Annotated in this window: 20 protein-coding genes and 1 pseudogene; 12 read left to right on the forward strand and 9 right to left on the reverse strand. The window is 67.2% G+C overall.

From position 1 onward, the window contains the following. Positions 1-24 precede the first annotated feature (24 nt). From AWC06_RS18340 to AWC06_RS18350, 3 genes are read left to right on the forward strand one after another with little or no spacing between them, the layout of a single operon-like run. Positions 25-774 carry a DUF2786 domain-containing protein gene (locus tag AWC06_RS18340; RefSeq protein ID WP_085199404.1) on the forward strand — a complete coding sequence of 250 codons (750 nt, stop codon included), beginning with the start codon at positions 25-27 and terminating at the stop codon, positions 772-774. Then, positions 771-1,283 carry a TIGR04338 family metallohydrolase gene (locus AWC06_RS18345; protein ID WP_085199405.1) on the forward strand — a complete coding sequence of 171 codons (513 nt, stop codon included), beginning with the start codon at positions 771-773 and terminating at the stop codon, positions 1,281-1,283. Before AWC06_RS18340 ends, AWC06_RS18345 begins: the two co-directional genes overlap by 4 nt. Beyond that, complete coding sequence (locus tag AWC06_RS18350; RefSeq protein WP_211281990.1) at positions 1,280-3,388, forward strand: beta-glucosidase; 2,109 nt, start codon at positions 1,280-1,282, stop codon at positions 3,386-3,388. The genes AWC06_RS18345 and AWC06_RS18350 overlap by 4 nt, the downstream gene beginning before the upstream one ends. A 24-nt stretch (positions 3,389-3,412) precedes the next feature. Here AWC06_RS18350 and mymT read toward each other — a convergent pair whose 3' ends face one another. Beyond that, positions 3,413-3,556, reverse strand: a complete 144-nt coding sequence (gene mymT / locus AWC06_RS18355; RefSeq protein ID WP_085199467.1) for a copper-binding metallothionein MymT — start codon at positions 3,554-3,556, stop codon at positions 3,413-3,415. A gap of 135 nt (positions 3,557-3,691) precedes the next feature. On the opposite strand from mymT, the gene AWC06_RS18360 reads away from it, so the two are divergent. Beyond that, positions 3,692-4,345, forward strand: a complete 654-nt coding sequence (locus AWC06_RS18360) for an O-methyltransferase (RefSeq protein ID WP_085199406.1) — start codon at positions 3,692-3,694, stop codon at positions 4,343-4,345. A 3-nt stretch (positions 4,346-4,348) separates the two neighbouring features. On the opposite strand, the gene AWC06_RS18365 is transcribed toward AWC06_RS18360, so the two are convergent. Next, positions 4,349-5,329: an NAD(P)H-dependent flavin oxidoreductase gene (locus tag AWC06_RS18365; RefSeq protein ID WP_085199407.1), complete on the reverse strand. Its 981-nt coding sequence runs from the start codon at positions 5,327-5,329 to the stop codon at positions 4,349-4,351. Between the two features lie 132 nt (positions 5,330-5,461). Between AWC06_RS18365 and AWC06_RS18370 the strand changes: the two genes are divergently transcribed. Further along, positions 5,462-5,905: an SPW repeat protein gene (locus tag AWC06_RS18370; RefSeq protein WP_085199408.1), complete on the forward strand. Its 444-nt coding sequence runs from the start codon at positions 5,462-5,464 to the stop codon at positions 5,903-5,905. 71 nt (positions 5,906-5,976) lie between these two features. Here the strand turns inward: AWC06_RS18370 and ilvD are convergent, their stop codons facing one another. Then, positions 5,977-7,686, reverse strand: coding sequence for a dihydroxy-acid dehydratase (ilvD, locus tag AWC06_RS18375; RefSeq protein ID WP_085199409.1), 1,710 nt, complete (start codon positions 7,684-7,686; stop codon positions 5,977-5,979). A 167-nt stretch (positions 7,687-7,853) separates the two neighbouring features. Between ilvD and ricR the strand changes: the two genes are divergently transcribed. The 3 genes from ricR (at position 7,854) to AWC06_RS18390 (ending at position 10,681) form a co-directional block, all read left to right on the forward strand. Further along, entirely contained in the window at positions 7,854-8,144 is a 291-nt protein-coding gene (gene ricR / locus AWC06_RS18380; protein WP_085199410.1) for a copper-sensing transcriptional repressor RicR, read from the forward strand. A 102-nt stretch (positions 8,145-8,246) separates the two neighbouring features. Beyond that, positions 8,247-9,488 carry an MFS transporter gene (locus AWC06_RS18385; protein ID WP_085199468.1) on the forward strand — a complete coding sequence of 414 codons (1,242 nt, stop codon included), beginning with the start codon at positions 8,247-8,249 and terminating at the stop codon, positions 9,486-9,488. Positions 9,489-9,631: 143 nt separating this feature from the next. After that, positions 9,632-10,681, forward strand: a complete 1,050-nt coding sequence (locus AWC06_RS18390; protein WP_085199411.1) for a L,D-transpeptidase — start codon at positions 9,632-9,634, stop codon at positions 10,679-10,681. A 9-nt stretch (positions 10,682-10,690) separates the two neighbouring features. Here the strand turns inward: AWC06_RS18390 and AWC06_RS18395 are convergent, their stop codons facing one another. Continuing rightward, a complete protein-coding gene (locus AWC06_RS18395) occupies positions 10,691-12,685 on the reverse strand; it encodes a M13 family metallopeptidase (RefSeq protein ID WP_085199412.1) in 1,995 nt (664 codons plus the stop codon). A gap of 42 nt (positions 12,686-12,727) precedes the next feature. On the opposite strand from AWC06_RS18395, the gene AWC06_RS18400 reads away from it, so the two are divergent. Then, positions 12,728-13,351: a hypothetical protein gene (locus AWC06_RS18400; RefSeq protein ID WP_085199413.1), complete on the forward strand. Its 624-nt coding sequence runs from the start codon at positions 12,728-12,730 to the stop codon at positions 13,349-13,351. Beyond that, positions 13,348-14,037 carry a hypothetical protein gene (locus tag AWC06_RS18405; protein WP_085199414.1) on the forward strand — a complete coding sequence of 230 codons (690 nt, stop codon included), beginning with the start codon at positions 13,348-13,350 and terminating at the stop codon, positions 14,035-14,037. The genes AWC06_RS18400 and AWC06_RS18405 overlap by 4 nt, the downstream gene beginning before the upstream one ends. Before the next feature lie 50 nt (positions 14,038-14,087). Here the strand turns inward: AWC06_RS18405 and AWC06_RS18410 are convergent, their stop codons facing one another. The 3 genes from AWC06_RS18410 to AWC06_RS18420 are packed head-to-tail and all read right to left on the reverse strand — an operon-like array spanning position 14,088 to position 17,994. Then, positions 14,088-14,507 (reverse strand): CoA-binding protein, encoded by a 420-nt coding sequence (locus tag AWC06_RS18410; RefSeq protein ID WP_085199415.1) that lies wholly within the window; start codon positions 14,505-14,507, stop codon positions 14,088-14,090. After that, on the reverse strand, positions 14,507-15,022 hold the full coding sequence (locus tag AWC06_RS18415; RefSeq protein WP_085199416.1) for a helix-turn-helix domain-containing protein: 516 nt from the start codon (positions 15,020-15,022) through the stop codon (positions 14,507-14,509). The genes AWC06_RS18410 and AWC06_RS18415 overlap by 1 nt, the downstream gene beginning before the upstream one ends. Further along, positions 15,019-17,994, reverse strand: coding sequence for an MMPL family transporter (locus tag AWC06_RS18420; RefSeq protein WP_085199417.1), 2,976 nt, complete (start codon positions 17,992-17,994; stop codon positions 15,019-15,021). The genes AWC06_RS18415 and AWC06_RS18420 overlap by 4 nt, the downstream gene beginning before the upstream one ends. A 295-nt stretch (positions 17,995-18,289) precedes the next feature. On the opposite strand from AWC06_RS18420, the gene AWC06_RS18425 reads away from it, so the two are divergent. After that, positions 18,290-18,817 (forward strand): hemophore, encoded by a 528-nt coding sequence (locus AWC06_RS18425; RefSeq protein ID WP_085199418.1) that lies wholly within the window; start codon positions 18,290-18,292, stop codon positions 18,815-18,817. On the opposite strand, the gene AWC06_RS18430 is transcribed toward AWC06_RS18425, so the two are convergent. Then, on the reverse strand, positions 18,818-20,038 hold the full coding sequence (locus AWC06_RS18430; protein ID WP_085199419.1) for a lysylphosphatidylglycerol synthase transmembrane domain-containing protein: 1,221 nt from the start codon (positions 20,036-20,038) through the stop codon (positions 18,818-18,820). A 106-nt stretch (positions 20,039-20,144) separates the two neighbouring features. Between AWC06_RS18430 and AWC06_RS18435 the strand changes: the two genes are divergently transcribed. Continuing rightward, complete coding sequence (locus AWC06_RS18435; RefSeq protein ID WP_085199420.1) at positions 20,145-21,290, forward strand: AI-2E family transporter; 1,146 nt, start codon at positions 20,145-20,147, stop codon at positions 21,288-21,290. Here AWC06_RS18435 and AWC06_RS23330 read toward each other — a convergent pair. Further along, positions 21,284-21,818 (reverse strand): annotated as a pseudogene (locus AWC06_RS23330) (hypothetical protein); the annotation flags it as partial. The gene AWC06_RS18435 and the pseudogene AWC06_RS23330 overlap by 7 nt on opposite strands.

Raw genomic sequence — 21,818 nt, forward strand, 5'->3', positions numbered from 1 at the left:
ATGGGCGTCCCTTAGTTTGGTGCCATGACCGACGACAAGATGCTGGCGCGCATCGCGGCCCTGTTGCGTCAGGCCGAGGGCACCGACAACGTCCATGAGGCGGAGGCATTCATGGCAGCCGCGCAGCGGCTGGCCACCGCCACCTCCATCGACTTGGCCGTGGCCCGCTCGCATGCGGACAAGCGCACACCCGCGCAGACCCCGATCCAGCGCACCATCACCATCGGCGAGGCCGGCACAAAAGGGCTGCGCACCTACGTGCAACTGTTCGTGGTCATCGCCCACGCCAACGACGTCCAATGCGACGTGGCGTCCAACTCCACATTCGTCTACGCCTACGGGTTCGCCGAGGACATCGATGCCAGTCATGCGCTGTATGCGAGTCTGGTGGTGCAGATGGTGCGCGCGTCGGACGCCTACATCGCTTCCGGCGCGCACCGGCCCACTCCGACGATCACCGCCCGGCTGAATTTTCAGCTGGCGTTCGGCGCACGGATCGGACAGCGGTTGGCCGAGGCGCGAGAGCAAACCCAGCGAGAGGCGAAGAACGACCGTCGTCGTCCCCCGGGGACCGCTATCGCCTTGCGCGACAAGGAGATCGAACTGCGCGATTACTACCGCAGCGAGTCGAAGGCGCGCGGCACCTGGCGGGCAGTTTCCGCGTCTGCCGGATATTCGTCGGCGGCTCGACGGGCCGGGGATCGAGCCGGCAAGCGGGCCCGGCTGGGACACGGTCCGGAGCTCTCGGCAGCGCGGAGCGCGCTGGAGCGGTGACCGCCGGCGAACCTGCTGCCCGAGACACGCAGCGCTCGAAGGTCTACGCCGCCGAGGAATTCGTCCGGACACTGTTCGAACGTGCCGCCGAACATGCGTCTCGCAGCGTCGAATTCTTCGGCGCCCAGTTGACGCTGCCGCCCGAGGCGCGGTTCGGTTCGGTCCCGGCGGTGCAGCGCTACGTCGACGAGGTGCTGGCGCTACCCGCGGTCCGACGGAAGTGGCCCTCGGTTCCGCCGCTGACGGTGCGGGCTCGACGGGCTTCCACCGCTGCGCACTACGAAAACCGCGACGGCACAGGCATTATCGCCGTACCAGACCTGACCACAGCCGACTGGGCGATGCGCGAGCTGGTGGTGTTGCACGAAATCGCGCACCACCTCTGCGAGGACCAGCCGCCGCATGGACCCCGATACGTCGACACCCTGTGCACCCTGGCCGAGTTGGTGATGGGGCCGGAAGTCGGGCATGTGCTGCGGGTGGTTTACGCGAAGGAGGGCGTGCGGTGACCGACCCCGATACCCGTGCCCGCGACGTCGAGATGCAGATGACCGACGAGGAGCGGTTCTCGTTGCTCGTCAGCGTGATGGGCGTGAACAAGTGGTTGCCGTTTCGGGATGCGCGCATACCGCCTGACGTTCCCATGTGCGCCGGCTATGTTCCCGGCGTCCCGCGCCTCGGAGTGCCCGCGCTGTTGATGAGCGACGCCGGTCTCGGCGTAACCAATCCCGGTTACCGGCCGGGCGACACCGCGACCGCACTACCCGCCGGTCTGGCGCTGGCGGCCGGCTTCGACCCGGCGCTCGCCCGCGCGGGAGGAGAAGCGATCGGGCGGGAGGCGCGCAGCCGCGGATTCAACGTGCAACTGGCCGGCGGTATCAACCTTGCCCGCGACCCCCGCAACGGCCGCAACTTCGAATACCTCTCCGAGGACCCACTTTTGAGCGCCGCGATGGCGGCAGAGTCGATCAACGGCATCCAGCAGCAAGGCGTCATCTCGACGATCAAGCATTACTCGCTGAACTGCAATGAAACCAACCGCCATTGGCTCGACGCCGTCATCGACCCAACCGAACATCGCGAATCCGACTTGCTGGCTTTCGAAATCGCCATCGAGCGATCACAGCCGGGTGCAGTGATGGCGGCGTACAACAAGGTCAACGGCGAGTCCGCCGCGGGAAACGCCCTGCTGCTCAACGACGTGTTGAAAGTCGCGTGGGGATACCGCGGCTGGGTGATGTCCGACTGGGGCTCGACGCCGAGCTGGGAGTACGCCCTCAAGGGCCTGGACCAGGAATCTGGTGCGCAGATCGACGGCTTGTTCTGGCAGTCAGAGGCGTTCACCGACCCGCTCAAGGCCGCGTACGCCGACGGGAAGCTGTCCCGACAGCGCTTGTCGGACATGGTGCGCCGAATCTTGCGATCGATCTTCGCCGTGGGCGTCGACCAGTGGGACACCGCACCCCAGCCGGATCTGGCCGCACACCATCGGATCGCGTTGCAGATCGCCCGCCAAGGTATCGTCTTGTTGAAAAACGATGGCGTGTTGCCGCTTTCGGCTGAGTCAACCGCGCGCATCGCGGTCATCGGCGGGTGTGCGCAGATTGGTGTGCCGGCCGGCTGCGGGTCGAGCGCCGTGGTTCCGCCCCGGGGTTATGCCGCGGTGTTCCCGATCGGGTGGCCGGGTGGCCTGCGCGAACTGTGCCTGTTGCCTTCGTCGCCGGTAACCGAACTGAGAAAGCAGCTGCCGAACGCAGGGGTGGAATTCGACCCCGGCGTCAGCCCGGCAGAGGCGGTGCTGGCGGCGCGAGACGCGGATGTCGCGATCGTATGCGCGATCCGGGTGGAGGGCGAGGGCTTCGACAGCGCCGACCTGTCGTTGCCGTGGGGTCAGGACGCGGTCATTGCCGCGGTGGCGCAGGCGAACCCGAACACCGTCGTGGTATTGGAGACCGGCAACCCGGTCGCAATGCCCTGGCGCGGCGCGGTCAACGCGATCGTCCAAGCCTGGTACCCGGGCCAGGCCGGCGGTCAGGCGATCGCGGAAGTCATTGCCGGACGGGTGAATCCGTCGGGCCGGCTGCCGATCACCTTCCCGGTTGATCTCGCCCAGACGCCCCGCCCGCAGCTGCCGGGCTTGGGCGTCCCGTGGGGTACCGCCTCAACCATCCACTACACCGAAGGCGCCGAGGTCGGCTACCGCTGGTTCGCGAGGCAGGGCCACACACCGATGTTCGCGTTCGGCCATGGCTTGTCCTATACCGCCTTTGAACATCGCGACCTCGCCGTCACCGGCGGCGACACCATCACCGCCAGCTTCACCGTGGTCAACTCCGGCGATCGCGCCGGTGCCGACGTCCCACAGCTGTACCTCACCGCGGCGCCGGGCGAGCGGCGGTTGCGGTTGCTCGGATTCGAGCGGATCGAACTCCAGCCGGGCGAGTCTCGCCGGGTGACCATCGAGGCGGAGCCACGGCTGCTGGCCCGCTACGACGACGCGGTCGGTGCCTGGCGAATCACCGAGGGCAGCCACGACGTGGCGGTGGGAGCGTCGGCGGCGGCGCTGGACCTGACCGCCAAAGTCGAGCTGGCCGGCCGCGTCTTCGGACGCTGACCGGCCGGCCCGTGAGAGGCATCGCTAGCCGACGGCAACCATTTCGTCGCCGCATGTGCACCGATACGGGTGGTCCGCGTCAGCGCAATGGCATTCGACCTCGATGCGCACGCGGCAGCCACAACCTTCGTGGCCGCAGGTGAGTACTGTCCCTGCCTCGTTTGCCATCGACTCCACCTATCTAGTCTGGGGACCTCCGAACTGAGGGCTCCCTGCGGACAACTACAACTGTAGCATATACCCCCTAGGGGTATGGGGTAAAGCCCTTCTTTGAGACGACGAGCGCCGGGCTAGCGTGGCGTCATGACCCAAAAGCCGAGTCCGCAAGATGTTGACGCGTTTTTGGACGCCACCGTCGTCGGTGACGATCCGGTGTTGTCCGCTGCGCTGGAGGCCAGCGAGGCGGCCGGGCTGCCGCGGATCGCGGTGTCGGCCCAACAAGGCAAGTTCCTGTGCCTGTTGGCCGCCGCCATGGGGGCGCATCGGATTTTGGAGATCGGCACGCTGGGCGGATTCAGCACCATTTGGCTGGCCCGCGGCGCCGGCCCCGACGGGAGCGTCGTGACGCTGGAATATGAGCCCAGGCACGCAGAAGTCGCGCGGGCCAATATCGCTCGCGCCGGGTTCGGCGACCGGGTGGAGGTGCTGGTCGGCCCTGCGTTGGAGACACTGCCGACGGTGACCGGCCCGTTCGACCTGGTATTCATCGACGCCGACAAGGAAAACAACGTCGGCTACCTCGAGTGGGCGGTCCGGCTGACCGAGCCGGGCTCAGTTATCGTGGTGGACAACGTCATTCGTGATGGCGGAGTTTTGTCACCGGGCGCCGACGACGTGTTGGGCGCGACCCGGCGCACGCTGGAACTGATGGGCGAGCATCCGCGCCTTGATACCGCGGTCCTTCAGACGGTTGGGGCGAAGCACTGGGACGGGTTCGCGCTGGCGTTGGTGAAGTGAGCGTCAGGGCGTCAGGTCCACGACAGCTTGCTGCGCCGAAATGATTTCGCCGATCCGCAGCACGGTCTCACCCGCATAGAGTGCGCCGGAGTCCACTGACGAATTCGGCATGCCGTTCAGCGGCGCCAGCGGTGTGAATACCGGCAGGGCTGGCGATTGCACCCGGATGAGTGCGCCTGCGTCGAAATACCCCAGCACCGCCAGCCAGCGGCTGGCCGCGTTGAGGGCAGTAGGCAGTGCTTTGGCCGTGCCGTCGTCGCGGCACCATTTCTGCGTGGCGGCGTTGGGCACGACTCGGTGCCGAAGCGGCCAGCTCAGGCCGAACAGCGTGGTTTCCAGTGTCTTGTCTGCGTTGAGGATTCGTCGTTGATACTCCGGGTGAGCGTTGGCCTCGTGGGTCAGCAGAAACCGTGTTCCGGCGATGACGCCGGTGGCTCCCGCGTCGAGTGCCGCGCGCGTGTCGGCGCCGGTTGCGATTCCCCCGGCAAGGAACACCGGGCGCGCACCGGCAACGGCCCGGGCCTGCGGCAGAAAGTCGAGAGCCGGCATGGTTCCGACGAGATGGCCTCCGGCCTCGCGTCCCTGTGCGATCAAACCGTCGGCGCCCCAGCCGATTGCCTGGCGTGCCTGCGCCTCGGTGCCGACCATGACGAAGACGAAAATCCCTGCGTCGCGCAGGCGTTCGACGATGCCGCGATCGCCGCCGAAAGCCACCACGACAACGTCGACGCGCGCATCGACGCACACCGCAACATGGCTGCGACGCGCGAAGGGCATCAACAGGTTGACCGCGACCGCGCGATCGGGGGCCTCGGCGCGCACTTGATCTATCGCGGCCCGCAGTTGACCGGGTGACGTCAAACCCAGGGTGCCCAGTCCGCCCGCCTTGGCGACGGCGCCGGCCAGCTTCGCGCCGGCCAGCCCGCCGCCCATTCCGGCCTGACCTATCGGAACGTCGAGCTGGAGTCGGTCAGCGATGTCCATAGCGCACCTTTCTGTCGCCTCGGGGACACCCGAGCTTCGTTGCTGGCACCACGCTGGCGAGCGTAATCTGGGAAAAGGTGGATGGGTTGCAGGGAGCCCAAAAGGCTTGCTGCATAACAGAAAGGTCACAAAATGAGCACAGTCCATTCATCAATCGATCACCACCCGGATTTGTTGGCTCTGCGGGCACGGTATGAGCGCGCTGCCGAGTCGATGACCGCACAGGGCACCTTCGGCCTGACGCTGCTGACGGCGGTTTACGCGGCCATTTCGCCGTGGGTTGTCGGATTCCAGGGAACGAGGGCGCTTGCTGTCAGCGATCTCATCGTCGGACTCGTCTGCGTGGCGTTGGCGTTCGGATACGCGATGGCACTGGACCGCAGTCACGGCATGACGTGGACGCTTCCGTGCCTCGGCGTGTGGTTCATCGTCTCGCCGTGGGTCATTCACGGTGTCTCGCCGCACGGCGGCATGATCTGGTCGAACGTCATCGCAGGCGCGGTGCTGACCGTACTGGGCTTGAACGCGATGTACTTCGGCATGCGCGCGCGTAGCGCCGAAGCAAAGCACGCATAGCCGGCCCAGGCGCGAACTCGCCTCGAACCCGGCCGGACCAGCCGGCCGGGAGTGGTATGTCGTGGCCAACGTTATGTGCAGACCGCTCCGATGGCGGCCGAACCCACTAACTTGACGTACTTGGCCAGTACACCCGTCGTGTAGCGCGGCGGCAACGGCGTGAAACCCGCACGGCGGGACGCGAACTCGTCGTCGTCAACCAGCACGTCCAACGTGCTGTTGGCGACGTCGAGGCGGACTCGGTCGCCGTCGCGCAGGAAGGCGATCGGCCCACCGTCGACCGCTTCGGGTGCAATGTGGCCCACGCACAGGCCGGTAGTGCCGCCGGAGAACCGACCATCGGTCAACAGCAACACATCCTTGCCGAGGCCGGCGCCCTTGATGGCGCCCGTGATGGCCAGCATCTCGCGCATGCCCGGACCGCCCTTAGGTCCTTCGTAGCGGATCACCACCGCGTCGCCGGCTGTGATGGTGCCGTCTTCGAGCGCGTCCAAGGCGGCCCGCTCCCGGTCGAAAACCCTTGCGGTGCCTTCGAACACGTCGTTGTCGAAACCCGCTGTCTTCACCACCGCGCCCTCCGGCGCCAGCGACCCGTGCAAGATAGTGATGCCGCCGGTGGGATGGATGGGATTGGCAAAAGCCCGCAGCACCTTGCCGTCTGGATCGGGTGGGGTGAGGTGCGCGAGGTTGTCGGCCACGGTCTGCCCGCTCACCGTCAAGCAGTCCCCATGCAGCAGGCCGGCATCCAGTAGCGCTTTCATCACCACCGGGACACCGCCGGTGCGATCCACGTCGAGCATCACATGCCGGCCGAAGGGCTTGACGTCAGCAAGATGTGGCACCCGTGCGCCGATTCGGCTGAAATCGTCCAGTGACAGCTTGACATTGGCCTCGTAAGCGATCGCCAACAAATGCAGCACGGCATTGGTGGAGCCGCCGAACGCCATCACCACTGCGATCGCGTTCTCGAACGCCTCCTTGGTGAGAATGTCGCGTGCGGTGATGCCGCGGCGCAGCAGTTCGACAACGGCTTCTCCACTGTGCCTGGCGAAGGCATCGCGGCGGCGATCCGTCGCGGGTGGTGCCGCACTTCCGGGCAGCGACATGCCCAGTGCCTCAGCGGCGCTGGCCATGGTGTTGGCCGTGTACATGCCACCGCACGCGCCTTCGCCGGGACAGATGGCACGCTCGATGGCGTCGACGTCCTCGCGCGGCATCAGCCCGCGGGCACACGCGCCGACCGCCTCGAAGGCGTCGATGATCGTGACCTCACGCTCGCTGCCGTCGGACAGCTTGGCGCGCCCCGGCAGGATGGTGCCGGCGTAGAGGAACACCGCCGCCAAATCCAGCCGCGCGGCGGCCATCAGCATTCCGGGCAGCGACTTGTCGCAGCCAGCCAGCAGCAGCATGCCGTCGAATCGTTCGGCTTGCATCACGGTCTCCACGCTGTCGGCGATCAGCTCGCGCGACACCAGCGAGAAGTGCATGCCCTCATGGCCCATCGAGATACCGTCCGAGACCGAAATCGTCGCGAACTCAAGCGGATAGCCGCCGGCGGCAAACACGCCGTCCTTGACCGCTTTGGCCAGCCGGTCCAAAGACAGGTTGCAGGGCGTGATCTCGTTCCACGACGACGCCACCCCGATCTGCGGCTTGGCGAAGTCGTCGTCATCCATGCCTACCGCGCGCAGCATGCCACGCGCGGCGGCTTTCTCGAGACCGTCGGTGACGTCGCGGCTGCGGGGTTTGAGATCGGGGGTTTCGGGCTTGTTCTGGGGCACGGCCCAAGTATGCGCGTGCCGGTTGTGCCCGCCAAAATTCATTTATATACCCCGGTGGGGTATGAGGTAGCCTGGCGGCATGACGACACGGCTCGGGGCGCCGTTGAAAGCGCTCGAGCCGAGATCGACAATAAGCTGGATCAAACGATCACGACGTTGGAGAGTAGATGACACCGGCACACGGATACTCGTCGCAGAAGGACAACTACGCCAAACGCCTGCGGCGCATCGAGGGCCAGGTGCGTGGCATCGCGAAGATGATCGAGGACGATAAGTACTGCATCGACGTCCTCACGCAGATCAGCGCCGCCAACAGCGCGCTGCGGTCGGTGGCGTTGAACCTGCTTGACGAGCACCTCGGACACTGCGTCACCCGAGCGGTGGCCGAGGGCGGCAACGAGGCCGACGAGAAGCTCGCCGAAGCCTCCGCGGCGATTGCACGGCTCGTCCGCTCCTGACGATCGAGACCGGACTCGTCCGCTGGTGACGGTTAACGGATGAGCGCATCGCATGGTTGAGTAGGGGCCGTGGGGCCAGCTCGTGCCGAGGGAGCAGCGCGATTGCGCCGCCGATGGACTGGCGGGGACGTAGCCGCTCGCAGCGGACCCTGGACGCCGCGGGTCGCGGTGCAGTTGGCGGTGCTGGCCGCGGCGGCCTTCATCTGCGTCACCGCCGAGATCTTTCCGGTGGGTGCGCTGCCGGTGATCGCCCGGGACCTCCACGTCAGCGTGCTCATGGTCGGGACCTTGCTGGCCTGGTACGCCCTGGTGGTGGCGCTGGCGACGATTCCGCTGGTGCGGTGGACCGCGCACTGGCCGCGGCGCCGGGCGCTGATGCTCTCCCTGGGCTGCCTGACCGTCTCGCAGCTCATCTCCGCGCTGGCGCCCAACTTCGTCGTACTGGCCGGCGGCCGGGTGCTTTCGGCGATAACCCACGGCCTGATGTTGTCGGTCCTGGCGCCGATCGCCACCCGCCTGGTGCCGGCCAGCCACTCCGGACGCGCGACGACGATGATCTACGTCGGCATCAGCCTGTCGGGCGTGGTCGGGATCCCGGCAACGGCCGCGATCAGCTTTCTGTCGAGCTGGCGGATGGCGGTCGGGTGCATCACGATCGCGGCCGCGGCGATCACCCTGGCGGCCTGGGCGGTGCTGCCGGTACTCGAGTTGACCGACGACCAGCTGGCGTTCGTCGGACCCGGGGCCGGTCATCACCGCAACCGGCGGTTGGTCACGGTGAGCCTGCTCACGATGATCGCCGTCACCGGCCACTCCATCTCCTACACCTACATCGCGGTGATCATCCGCGACGTCGTCGGGGTGCGCGGACCCAACCTGGCCTCGGTGTTGGCCGCCTACGGTTTGGCGGGCCTGCTGGTGCTGCCGCTGGTCGCCCGACCGCTTGACCATCGGCCAAGGGCGGCGGTCATCAGCTGCATGGGCGGACTGTTGGCGACGTTCGTCGTGCTGACCGCGCTGGAGGTGGGCAGCGCGCGGACCACGGCGAGCGTTGTGATCGGCACCGCCGCCATCGGGCTGTGGGGGGCCACCGCGAACGCGGTGTCCCCGATGCTGCAGGCGGCGGCGATGCGCGCCGGAGCCGACGACCCCGACGGCGCGTCCGGTCTCTACATGACGGCCTTCCAGATCGGCATCATGGCCGGATCGTTGGGCGGCGGCGTGCTCGTCGAGAAAAGCGTGCTGGCGATGCTGGCCGCATCGGTGGTGCTGATCGGCGCGGCAGCGGCGGGGATGACCGCCAGGCGGCAGCTGTTCGACGTGCCGACCATCGGCCAGCCCTAATATTGCCGGCCCGCGTCACGAGCAACACCGCAGGTCAGCGCTGTGGGACCCGCGGCCACGCGGGCCGTACCGCGACGGCCGAGGCCCAAGCTGGTCTCAGCGCTATGCCACACTGGTCGGGAAACGTGACTGGAGGGATGCATATGTCGCGATGGACGAGGAGTCCTCTCGTCGCCGCGCTCGGCACAGTCGGAACGGCCGCCGTGCTGACGCTTGGCAACGGTTCGGCGCTGGCCGACCCGGACCAGCCACCGCCGCCGCCCGGTCCGGCGGTCGTGGATCCCGCGCCCCCACCGGCGCCACCGGCCCCCGCGCCACCGCCTCCTCCGGCGGACCCGCTGGCGGCACCGCCGCCCCCGCCGCCGGGCATCCCCGGTGCGCCTCCGCCACCGCCGGCAGACCCGTTGGCGCCGCCCGGAGCGGCTCCGGCGTCCGCGCCGGCCGGACCGGCGGCCGGGCAGAACCCGGCGCCGTTCACCGGCGAACCGCCGTTCCTGCCGCCCTCGTTCAACCCGGCTAATGGGTCGACGGTGGGTGTGGGCAAGCCCATCATCATCAACTTCCAGCGGCCGATCGCCGACCAGCCGATGGCCGAGCAGGCGATCCACATCTCGTCGAACCCGCCGGTGCCCGGCAAGTTCTACTGGATGACACCGACCCAGGTGCGGTGGCGCCCGATCAACTTCTGGCCAGCCCACACCGCGGTGCACATCGACGCCGCGGGCACCACGTCAGACTTCATGACCGGCGACGCGCTGGTGGCCACCGCTGACGACGCCACGCATCAGATGACCGTCACCCGAAACGGCACCGTGGAGAAGACCATCCCGATGTCGATGGGCATGTCGGCGGGCGGCCACCAAACCCCGAACGGCACCTACTACGTGCTCGACAAGAAGGCCACGGTGGTAATGGATTCCTCGACGTACGGGGTTCCGGTCAACTCGACGTACGGGTACAAGGTGACCGTGCAGGATGCGGTCCAGTTCGACAACAGCGGCGACTTTGTGCACAGCGCGCCGTGGTCGATAGCCGATCAGGGCAAACGCGACGTCAGCCACGGGTGCATCAACATCAGCCCGAGCAACGCCAAGTGGTTCTTCGACAACTTCGGCAGCGGCGACCCCATCGTGGTGAAGAACTCGACAGGCACCTACAGCAAGAACGACGGCTCCAACGACTGGCAGCTGTAGCTGCCGCGGCTAGTTCCAGATCCTGACCCGGCGCTGCGGCTCCAGGTAGAGCGCGTCGCTCTCGTCGACGCCGAACGCTTCATAGAAGGCGTCGATGTTCCGGATCACGCCGTTGCAGCGGAACTCGGCGGGGGAATGCGGGTCGACGGCCAGCCGCCGGATGGTCTCGGCCTCGCGTGACTTGGCGCGCCACACCTGGGCCCAGCCGAAGAACACCCGCTGCACTCCGGTGAGCCCGTCGATGACCGGAGCGGGGCGGCCACCCAGCGAGAGCTGGTAGGCCAGCAACGCGATCGACAGGCCGCCCAGGTCGCCGATGTTCTCGCCGACGGTGAATGCGCCGTTCACGTGGTGGCCATTATCGAGCTCGCGCGGCGTGTAGACGTCGTACTGCTCGATCAGCGCCTTGGTGCGGGCGCCGAACTCGGCGCGATCCTCGTCGGTCCACCAGTCGACCAGGTTCCCCTCGCCGTCGTATTTGGCGCCCTGGTCGTCGAAGCCGTGCCCGATTTCGTGTCCGATCACCGCGCCGATTCCGCCGTAGTTGGCCGCGTCATCGGCGTCAGGATCGAAGAACGGTGGCTGCAAAATCGCTGCCGGGAAGACGATTTCGTTCATACCCGGGTTGTAGTAGGCGTTGACGGTCTGCGGTGTCATGAACCATTCGTCGCGGTCGACGGGGCCGCCCAGCTTGGCCAACTCCCGGTCGTGGTTGACCGCGTAACCCCGTTGGTAGTTGCCGTAGAGGTCGTCGCGGTCGATCACCAGCGCCGAGTAGTCGCGCCACTTCTCCGGATAGGCGACCTTCGCAGTGAACTTGTCCAGCTTGACCAGCGCGCGCTGTCGCGTCTCCGGCGTCATCCAGTCCAGGCTTTCGATGCTGACCCGATACGCTTCACGCAGGTTGGCAACCAGGGCATCGATGCGGGCCTTGGCCTCCGGCGGAAAATACCGCTGGACATACAGCTTTCCGACGGCGTCGCCCAGCATGCTCTCGACCAGCGCCACCCCCCGCTTCCAGCGCTCGCGAATCTGCTCGGCACCCGTCAGCGCGCGGCCGTAGAACGCGAAGTCCTCGGCGACCAGCGCGTCGGTGAGTATCCCGGCGCGAGAGTGAATCAGCCGCCAGCGCGCCCACAGCTTCCAGTCGTCGAAATCCTCGCTGCGCCACAACGTCGCGAACGCGGTTAGGTAATCCGGTTGGCGCACAACGAGTTCGGCGACCGCATCCGGTGTGCTGCCCAGCGCCCCGACCCAGCCGGCCCAGTCGAAACCCCGCGCATCGGTCTGCAGGTCGGCGAACGTGCGCAAGTTGTACGTGAGGTCGGCGTCGCGGCGTTTGACCACATCCCAGTGCGCGGCGGCCAGCTTGGATTCCAGTGCGACGATGCGAGCCGCGGCCTGCCCATGGTCGGCCGGGTCGCCGCCGTAGACGAGCGCGAACATCCGCGCGATGTGATCCGGGTAGCCGGCCAGCAGCTGGGCGTGCTGCTCGTCGCGGTAGTAGGACTCGTCGGGCAGTCCGAGGCCCGATTGGTTGGCGTGCAGCAGATAGCGGGTCGAGTTTTTCTCGTCGGTGTCGACATACACCCGGACGCCGCCACCCACCCCGGTGCGTTGCAGGGCGCCGACGGCGACGGCCAGAGCGTCGGGGTCAGCGGCGTCGTCGATCGCCGCGAGTTCGTCGAGCAGCGGCTGCACCCCCCGGCGTTCGACGGCGTCCTCGTCGAGGAAGCTGGCGTACAGGTCGCCGATGCGTTGTTCGTCGGTGCCGGGCGCCACAGACTCCCCGGCGCTCTCGCTGACCTCCGTGATCAGGTCACGGACCTGGGCCTCGGCCCGGTCGAACAGCACCCGGAAGGCGCCGTCGGCGGCGCGGTCGGCGGGTATCTCGTACTCGGCGAGCCAGCGGCCGTTGACATGACCGAACAGATCGTCTTGGGGGCGGGTACCGGCGTCGACATGGCTGAGGTCGATGCCCGAGCGGGTTGCTGTTTCCGTCACCCCACCATCCTTACCATCACCTGCCGGGTTACCCTCACGGCCATGCCCGAGGAGCAGACCGAACCGGCGGCCGACGAGCGTGATGAAGCGGCGACGCCCGAAGACTCGGGCGGCCCGATCTTCTCCGCCTACGGCATCGCGTCGACTGTGCTCGGGGCGCTCTCGGTCGCGGCGATCGCGCTGGGTCTGGTGATTTGGTCGACGCACCGCGGCGACATCGATGAGCGCCGCTACCAGAGCCGGGTCCTGCAGGCCGCCGTCGACTGGACCGAGGTGCTGATCAATATGAATGCCGAAAACGTCAACGCCAGCCTGCAGCGGCTGCACGACGGCACCGTCGGGGAGCTGAACGCCGATTTCGACTCCGCTGTGCAGCCCTATCAGCAAGTGGTGCAGCGGCTGAAATCGAAGAGCAGCGGACGGATCGAGGCGGTGGCAATCGAAACCGTGCGCCACGACCTGGACGCCCAGCCCGGTACCCACCGGCCCGCGCCTGAACAGCTGCCGGACTCGCTCGCCGCGCGTACCGACAACGTGATGGTGGTCGCCACGTCGGTGAGTGAGAACGTCGGCGGCAAGCCGCAGATCGTGCATTGGAACCTGCGGCTGGGTGTGTCCGACGTGGACGGCAAGCTGATGGTCTCGCGGCTCGAGTCGATTCGATGAGAAACGCGTGGCGGGTACTGGCGTTCGACATCGCCACGCCGTTGCTCGCGATCGGGGCGCTGCTGATGATCGGGGTGATTCTCCGCTGGCCGCTGTGGTGGGTGTCGATCTGCTCGGTGGCGGTACTGCTGATCGTCGAAGGCATGGCGGTCAATTTCATTCTGCTGCGCCGTGATTCGGTGACCGTCGGCACCGACGACGACGCGCCCGGCCTGCGGCTGGCCGTGGTCGGCTTGTGTGTGATTGCCCTGGTGGCTGCGGTGCTGGTCGGGTACACGCATTGGACGACGCCCGACCGCACGCTGAAGAGTGACGCGTCAGAGGTGGTGCAGATTGCCACCGGGATGGCAGAGGCGACGGCCACGTTCTCCCCGCAACATCCTGCCGCGTCGTGGGACCGGGCCGCGGCGATGATGGTGCCCGACCAGGCGAATGCGTTCAAGGACCAATTGGCCAAGGCCACATCGGATCTGGTGAAGCGGAACGTCAGCGCCGAGGCGTCGACACTGGAAGCCGGTGTCGAGGCGATCGGGCCGTCGGCGGCCAGCGTGGCGGTGATCCTGCGCGCCACTCAGAACGAACCCGGCCGGCCGTCCAGCCGCAGCGTGCTGGCATTGCGGGTCGCGCTGACCAAACGCAGCGACCGGTGGATGGTCTTGGAAGTGGCGCCGATCAACTCCCGGTAGCGGCGATCGCTAGCGCGGCGCAGCCGGGCGCGGCGGCTCGCCGCGCGAGCTCACAGCAAGCGCGCGTGCGCGACCATCAGGCAGCGATCCATCACGACCTGCATTCCCGCCGACTCGGCGTCGCGACCCACCTGCTCATGCCACAAACCCTGCTGCAGCCACAGGGTTTTCGGCAGTCGCCCTAGAGCGAGGGTGTCAGCCAGCACCGACGGCAACTGGTCGAATCGCCGGAATACGTCGACCATATCGGGCACCACCGGTAAGTCGGCAAGCCGCGGATACACTGGCACGCCGTCGATCTCGGCGATTGTCGGGTTGACCGGATACACCTGGTAGTCACCGGTCGAAACGAGGTAGGAGTAGATCTCGTGGCTCGGCCGGCTCGGCTTGGCGGACGCGCCGACCACCGCGATGCTGCGGGTCTCGGTCAGGATGCGCCGCAGCGTCGCATCATCGGGGTGACGGGTCATCAGCGGCTGCCGGGTGGCCGCTGCGGCGCGCGCTGGGACCTGGCCTTGGCGAAGCGATCAGAGAGCCGACGCATCCGGATCATCAACGACGCGGACGGGCTGACCTTGCCGTCGAGGTAGGCGGCCAGGTCCCCGACGGGCACGCCGATCCTCGACGCGAATTCCCGCTGCCCAAGCCCCGACCGTTCCATCAGCAACTGCACGTGGCGGGCCACTTCGGCACGTTCGTTGGCCTCCAGGTGTTCGCGGGCGCGGTCCAGCACTTCCGCGAGGGCCTTGGATATCCCGTAGGGCCGGGCTTTTTCCAGGACCTCTTCCACTTGGCGTGCCGTGCGCCCGTAAGGGTCGCGTTTGATCGCAACCGCGATCTGCTTCCAGGTGGCGATGTCGCCGCCTTCCAGCGCCGCCCGGATGGCCGCGGTCGGCCAGAACTCCACGGGACGATCGCCGGGGTGGGGGCGGGCTGGCGATTGATTCGACGCCGGTCCGGGGCGTCGGTCCGCTGCCAACGTCACCTCGCCTCCTCCAGCATCGCCACCGCAACCGACAGGCAGCGCTGCCTGACTTCCTCCCAGTCTTTCTTCGCATCCGGCTCGGGCTCTTGCTCGTCCTCGAGGTCAGACGGATGCGGGTCCGCAAGCCGACGAACCAACTGGGTAGCGATCCATTGTCGTTTAGGTGGTTGACAACAGTAATACCTATCCATCCCGGCCAGCACCACCGCAGCCGTTTCAGCATCCATCGCGTCGACCAACTCAGCAAATTCTGCGTAGTCGCGGCTGCTGTTGCGGCACATGATCAGGTAGCCCTTGAGGCGCAGCGTCTCGGCACCGGTCGGGATGCGCAGCCGGTCACCGGTCGGCAATTGCACATGAGTGGTTTCCACCGGGCTACGCCGCTCGAATCTGGGTTGGTCGGTTTCGGCTTCGGTTTCCAGCGCGTCCAGGGCGAGCGACAGCCGGCCACGCCACAGGGTGACCGGATGCACTGGCCGCACCGCGCGCGGTGCACTGCGGCCTGCCCCGTTACGCGACGACAACCCACCGACGATCTTCCTGGCCTTCGACTGGCCGTTGCCCGAGGGAGCCGCAACCGTCCCGGCCACCGACAAGCGCTGCGTGTCGTCGTCGTCCTTGACCCGTCGCAGGGTGCCGTTTCGTCCGCATCCGGTGAAAGCCAACGGGTCGGTCACGGTAATCGCGTCTGGGACAAGGCGCTTGAGCCGTGCCGCAGACTTCAGCACCATCCGCAGATCGGCGCTCGGCACCACCGGTGCGGAGATGTCGTCGGGAATCATCACGACATCGCCGAGATCGACTGTGGGCAAGGGCTTTTCGAAGTCAACCGACGGCAGGATGCGGTGCAGCCACGCCGGTAGCCACCAGTTCCATTGGGCGAACATCGCCATCAGGGCGGGGACCATCACCAGCCGCACCACCGTGGCGTCCACGGCGATCGCGACCGCGCACGCCACCCCGATTTCGGCCACCAGCGGCATACCGGCGAATGCGAACCCGATGAACACCGCGATCATGATCAGTGCCGCGCTGGTGATGGTGCGCGCGCTGGTGCTCACCCCGTAGGCCACCGCGTCACGGGTGTGGCCCGTCTGCAGAAAACGTTCCCGGATGCGGGTCAGCAGGAAGATCTCGTAGTCCATCGACAGGCCGAAGGTCATGGCCAGCACCAGCGGCGGGACCGTGCTGTCGATGGAGCTGATCGGCGCGAACCCCAGTTTTTCCAGCCAGCCCCACTGGAAGACCATCACCAAGCTGCCGTAGGCCGCGGCCACCGACAGCACCGTCATCAGCACGCCCTTGAACGCCAAGAACACCGACTGAATCGAGATCAGCAGCATCACAAAGGCAATCAGCGCGACGAAGACCAAAACCAGCGGTTCGGTCTTCGACACGCGGTCGTCGAAGTCTTTGATCAGTGCGGTCGGTCCACCGACATCCACGTGCGCCGAGCCGGCGCCGTCGACCTGCGGCAGGTGGGCCCGCATCCAGTTGATCGTGTTGCGCGCGCCCAGATCCTCGGGGTCCACCGACAGTACCGCGGAAAGCATTGCGCTGCTGTTGTCGTCGGCGAACACCGGCGGCGCCACCGTGACGATGTCGGGTGCCCGTGCCATCTCGGCGCGGATGGCGTCCAATGCCTGAGCATGCTCCGCGGATGACGCGCCGGCGTCCGGGAAGGTCACCAGCACCTGCACCGGCCCCATCGCGCCGGGCCCCAGCGCTTCGGCCGCCGCGGACACCCCGCTGCGAATCTCATGCGCCGAGTCGAACTGCCGTAGCAGGCTGTTGCCCAGCACCATCGACAGCGCCGGCGCCGCCATGACGATCAGGAATGCCGATGCCGCCAGCGCCGAGACCCAAGGCCTGCGCATCACCCAACCGATCCAATGGGTCCAGAACCGCGACTGGGTGCTCTCGGGCCGTCGCGACCAGTGCAGCACCGCCGATCTCTTGGCGGCCGCGCGGCCGAACGTGGCCAGCACGGCCGGCGTCATCGTCGTCGAGGTCAGCATCGCCACCGCGACCGCCAGAATGGCGCCGGTGGCCATCGACGCCAGCGCCGGAGTGTGGATCAGGTAGATCCCGGTGAGCGAGGCGACGACGGTCATCCCGGACAACACCACGGCAAGCCCCGACGTCGCCATCGCCCCATCGACCGCCTCCTGCGGCTGACGTCCGGCGCGCAATTCCTCGCGGAAGCGCATCAGAATGAACAGCGAATAGTCGACGGCGAGCGCAATGCCGAACATCGACACCGTTGACGTGACGAACACCGACATCGTGGTGTAGGCCGACAGCAGGTAGACCAGACCCATCGTGATAGCGACGGTGCAGATGCCGAGCGCGAGCGGGATGGCCGCGGCGGCAAGCGAACCGAACACCGCCAGCAACACGATCAGGATGATCGGAAGGTTCCATTTTTCTGCCGAGGCGATGTCGTGTTTGGTGTTGGCCGCCGCGGCCGTGGACAGCGCACCCTGGCCGATGACGTACAGCCGGACCCTGCCGTCTTGCATCTGCCCCGGCCGGTCGCCATGGACACCGACCTTGCTCCGCAGCTTCTTGGCGGCGTCGCTGGCGCTGTTGTTGTTGGAGTCCAGCCGCAGCGACACCACATACGGCCGGTCCGGCTGCGGCGGTCGCTCGGCCGGGTTGGGCACCACCGCCACGTCGGGGACCTGCCCGGCGACCTGCTGCAGAAACGCGGCAGCCGCGTTCATGTCCTCGTAGCTGGCATCCGCGCGCGGCGCCGCCACCAGCGCCAGCGGCGACGTGCCCTGGTCGGGGTAGTGTGCCTCGAGCTCGTCATGAACGCGCAGCGATTGGGACCCCGCCACCTCGAAGCCGCCGCCGGTGAGATGACCCGACTGGGTCACCGTCAGATAGATCGCGGGTATCAGTGCGAGCACCCAACCTGTGAAGACCAGCCAGCGGAATCTGCGCAGGTTGCTGGACAGGCGCATCATTAACTGCTGGATTTTGGTCTCCCCGCACTTAAGTTGTCTTGCGGTCACCACCGCACTTTGCGTGCAGGTGAGCCTACCGCAGCAAGCTGTGCGGCGAGGCGGCTTACTGGTCCCTGAGCTGCAACGACTCGGCAACGATCAACGGCTGAGGCAAGTCTGACAGCAGGTTCCCAGCGCGCTGAATTGGCGGCTGCGCCGGACGGGATGGCAGGATGTCCGGTGGGCGTGAGCCCGCCAATCCCACTACCGCTGTTTTGCGAGGCGTGCCGAAGTTCGCAAACCATAAGGAGTATCGATGACTTCCACGACCGGGAGCAGCGCGACGCTGCGCCGTCGGCTTCTGGGCGTCTTGACCGCCACCGCCCTCGGTGGCGGTGTGATGCTGGCGCTGGCCGCGCCGTCGGCGGTGGGGTCGTCCGACCCCTGCGCTGCCAGTGAGATGGCCAAGACGATCAGCACCGTCGCCAAATCCGCGGGGGATTACCTCGACCAGCACCCGGAGACCAACCAAGCGATGACCAACGCCTTGCAGCAGCCGGCGGGACCTCAATCGGTCAACTCGCTGAAGAGCTATTTCGACGCCAACCCGAAGGTGGCAGGCGACCTGCAGACGTTGGCGCAGCCGCTGGCGGGGCTGGGGACCAAGTGCAAATTGCCGATCTCGCTTCCGCAGGCGCTCGGTTTCGTGCAAGCGGCGCAGGGTCAGGGTGGACTACCGGGTGGACTGCCGGGTGGACTGCCCGCTGCACCGGCGGCCCCGCCAGCAGGAACGGGACCTGCGCCGGGCCCGTCCGCGGCATCGCCGATAACCGCCGTCAAGTAGTTAAGTAGTCGTCTCGCCGTTGAACTCGGCCCGGCCCGGGGGCGGATCGGGCGGCGGCAGGGGACCTTGCAGCGCGGCGTCTGCGGGATCTGCGGGCCCAGCAGCGTTGCTGCTGTTTTCGGCTGTCCGGTCCGCCGGTTCCGTCGCTTCGGGCTCGGCGTCGTCCTCCAGGGCCTCGGGATCGACCTCGTTCTCGGTGCGGAACATGAAGAAGAACACCACCCAGCCGACAGCAGCGAGCAGCAACCAGCTGATCAGTCGGTAGATCAACATCGTCGAGATGGCACCGGGCAACGACATGCCGCTGGACACCAAGCCGGGCACCAGCACCGCCTCAACGACCAACAGGCCGCCGGGCATCAGCGGTATCGTCCCGACCGCGCGGGCGGCCGCACAGGCGACCGTCAACCCGCCGATCGACGCGTGATTGCCGGCCGCATACGCGGCGAACCCGAGGCAGGCGACATCGGCGAACCGATTTACAAGTGACCAACTGAACGCCAACGCCAAGTCGCGGCGGCTGAGGCTCACCGACTCCAGCTGCCCTAGAATCTCGCGCCACTTCGCCAGCCCGACGTCGGCCGGCCTGCCGCGAATCGAGTTGACCCAGGACAAAACTCGGCACCCGATCCCGTCGATCAGTTCCGGTCGCGACGCCACCGCCTGAGCGAGCAGCAGCAATGCGACGAAGCCGCCGAGCGTGAACAGCAACGAGAACGGGTTGTTCGTCGCGCCGAGGAAGAACGCGCCGCCCAGACCCAGCAGCGCCAGCCCAACGGCCTGCAGCACACCCGACATCACCAGCTGCCACGACGCGACAAGCGTCGATGCGCCCCAAAGTCGTTGCTGACGAAGCAAAAACGTTGCTGCCAGCACTGGACCACCGGGCAGCGTGGTGCTCAACGAGTTCGCCGCGTAGAAGGCGGCTTCGGACCGCAGTTGTTTGACGCGCACCCCGGCGGACGCCAGCAGCGTCCGCTGGACCTGGCCGAAGCTGTGCATCAAGACCGCGGCCGCCGCCACCGCGGCCAGCAGCCACCACCATTTCGCCGAATAGAGGCTCTTGGCCGCCTTGGCCAGCTGATCCCAGACCAGTGCCACCTCGACCGCCAGCACGATCGCGACGATGCCCAGGATCACCCACCGGACCCACCAGTACTTGCCGCGGGCGGGCGCTTCCCGGTGACCGTTGACGTTTCTGGCCGGCGCGTCGTGAGACACGTGCTTTAGGGTAGCTGTGCAGTCGGCATGGCGATCGTGGCTTCCTGGCGCGCCGCGTCGCCGTTTTCGGGGCGGTAGGACCCGCGCCGGCGGTTACGCTACCGGAATGTCGGCCCTGGAAGACCAGTCCGTTCACCCCCTCGTGCGCAAGGCCGCGGCGTGGACGTGGCGACTGTTGCTTTTAGGGGTCGCCCTGGTAGCAGTGCTTGGGGTGATCAAGCGCCTCGAGGTGGTTTTCGTCCCGGTGGCGATAGCGCTGTTGCTCTCAGCGCTGCTGTTACCCGGTGTGGACTGGCTGGACCGGCATGGCGTGCACCGCGGTCTTGCGGTGTTCCTGTTGTTGCTGACCGGGTTTGCGGCGATCGGCGGGATCCTGGCCTTCGTCGTCAGCCAATTCATCGACGGGTTGCCGGGGCTGGTGACCCAGGTAACCCGCTTGATCGACTCGACCCGCAAGTGGCTCGTCGAGGGACCGCCGCATCTGAGTCGGGCGCAGGTCAACAACATCGGCAACACCGTGACCGACATGCTGCAAAAGAATCAGTCCAAACTGACCAGCGGCGCGCTGTCGACGGCCACCACCGTCACAGAGATCGTCACCGGTGCGTTCGTCGTCCTGTTCACGGTGATCTTCTTCCTCTACGGCGGCCGCAACATCTGGCAATTCGTGGTCAAGATCTTCCCGAGCGAGGTGCGCGACAAGGTCCACCAAGCCGGCATCGCCGGGTTTCGGTCATTGATCGGTTATGTGCGGGCGACGTTCCTGGTGGCGTTGGTGGATGCGGTTGGTGTCGGTACCGGCCTGGCGATCATGAGTGTGCCGCTAGCTCTGCCGCTGGCTTCTCTGGTTTTTCTCGGCGCATTCATCCCATTGGTCGGTGCAGTGGTCAGTGGATTCGTGGCGGTGGTGGTCGCGCTGATCGCGAAGGGCTGGATCTACGCGCTGATCACGCTCGGAGTTCTCATCGGGGTCAACCAGTTGGAGGCGCACGTCCTGCAACCGCTCGTGATGGGCCGCGCGGTATCCATCCATCCGCTGGCAGTCGTAGTGGGTATCACGTCAGGCGGTGTCCTTGCCGGGATCGTCGGCGCGTTGCTGGCCGTCCCGGCTATCGCGTTCGCCGACCGGGCGATACGCGCGTTGCTGGCACCGGATGCGGCCGCGGAGGCGGCGGCGGAAACCGAAGAAAGCGGGCCGCGCATCGAGGCCGAACCCGACAACGTCGAGGCCGAGCCAGAGGCCAGTCAGTAGCGTCCTTCGCGGCGGAGCAAGTCCTGGGCGCTCAGCCCGCCGCCGCCGCGGCGTGGAGGTTTGCGATCGTCGTCGGTGCCCTTTCGTGCGCGGGCATTGAGCTTCTCGGTCGCGACCTCGGGGTCGTTCGCCTCCTGCGGCCCGGACGGGATGGCGGTGGTGGCCGGCTCCTCGTCGGAGGGCTCGACCGGCGGCGGGGCGGTGTTCGGCTCGCGCGGTTCGACCGCATGCTCACCCGTCTTGGGTCGACGCAGCTCGCTGAGCCACGACTCGATTTCGCGATCTTCGCCGCGGGCGGGTTGTGGCCCCGTCGTGCGAGCCGACGTCCTCGGCGGGCGTTCGCGGCCGGGTGTGGGGCCGGGCGCAGCGTTCTTCTGTGCGGAAAAGCGCGTCGTCGTCGGCTCTCGAGGCTCGGCCGGCCCGGCGGCGCGCATCCGGGTGGTTCCCGCGCCCGACGGCGTCTCCGGCGATGTTGGCCTGCGCTCGGCTCGCGCGGCGGTGCGGCCGGCCGGGGGGCTGGGGTGGGTC

It is taken from the genome of Mycobacterium fragae (genome assembly GCF_002102185.1).
Classification (GTDB): Bacteria; Actinomycetota; Actinomycetes; order Mycobacteriales; family Mycobacteriaceae; genus Mycobacterium; species Mycobacterium fragae.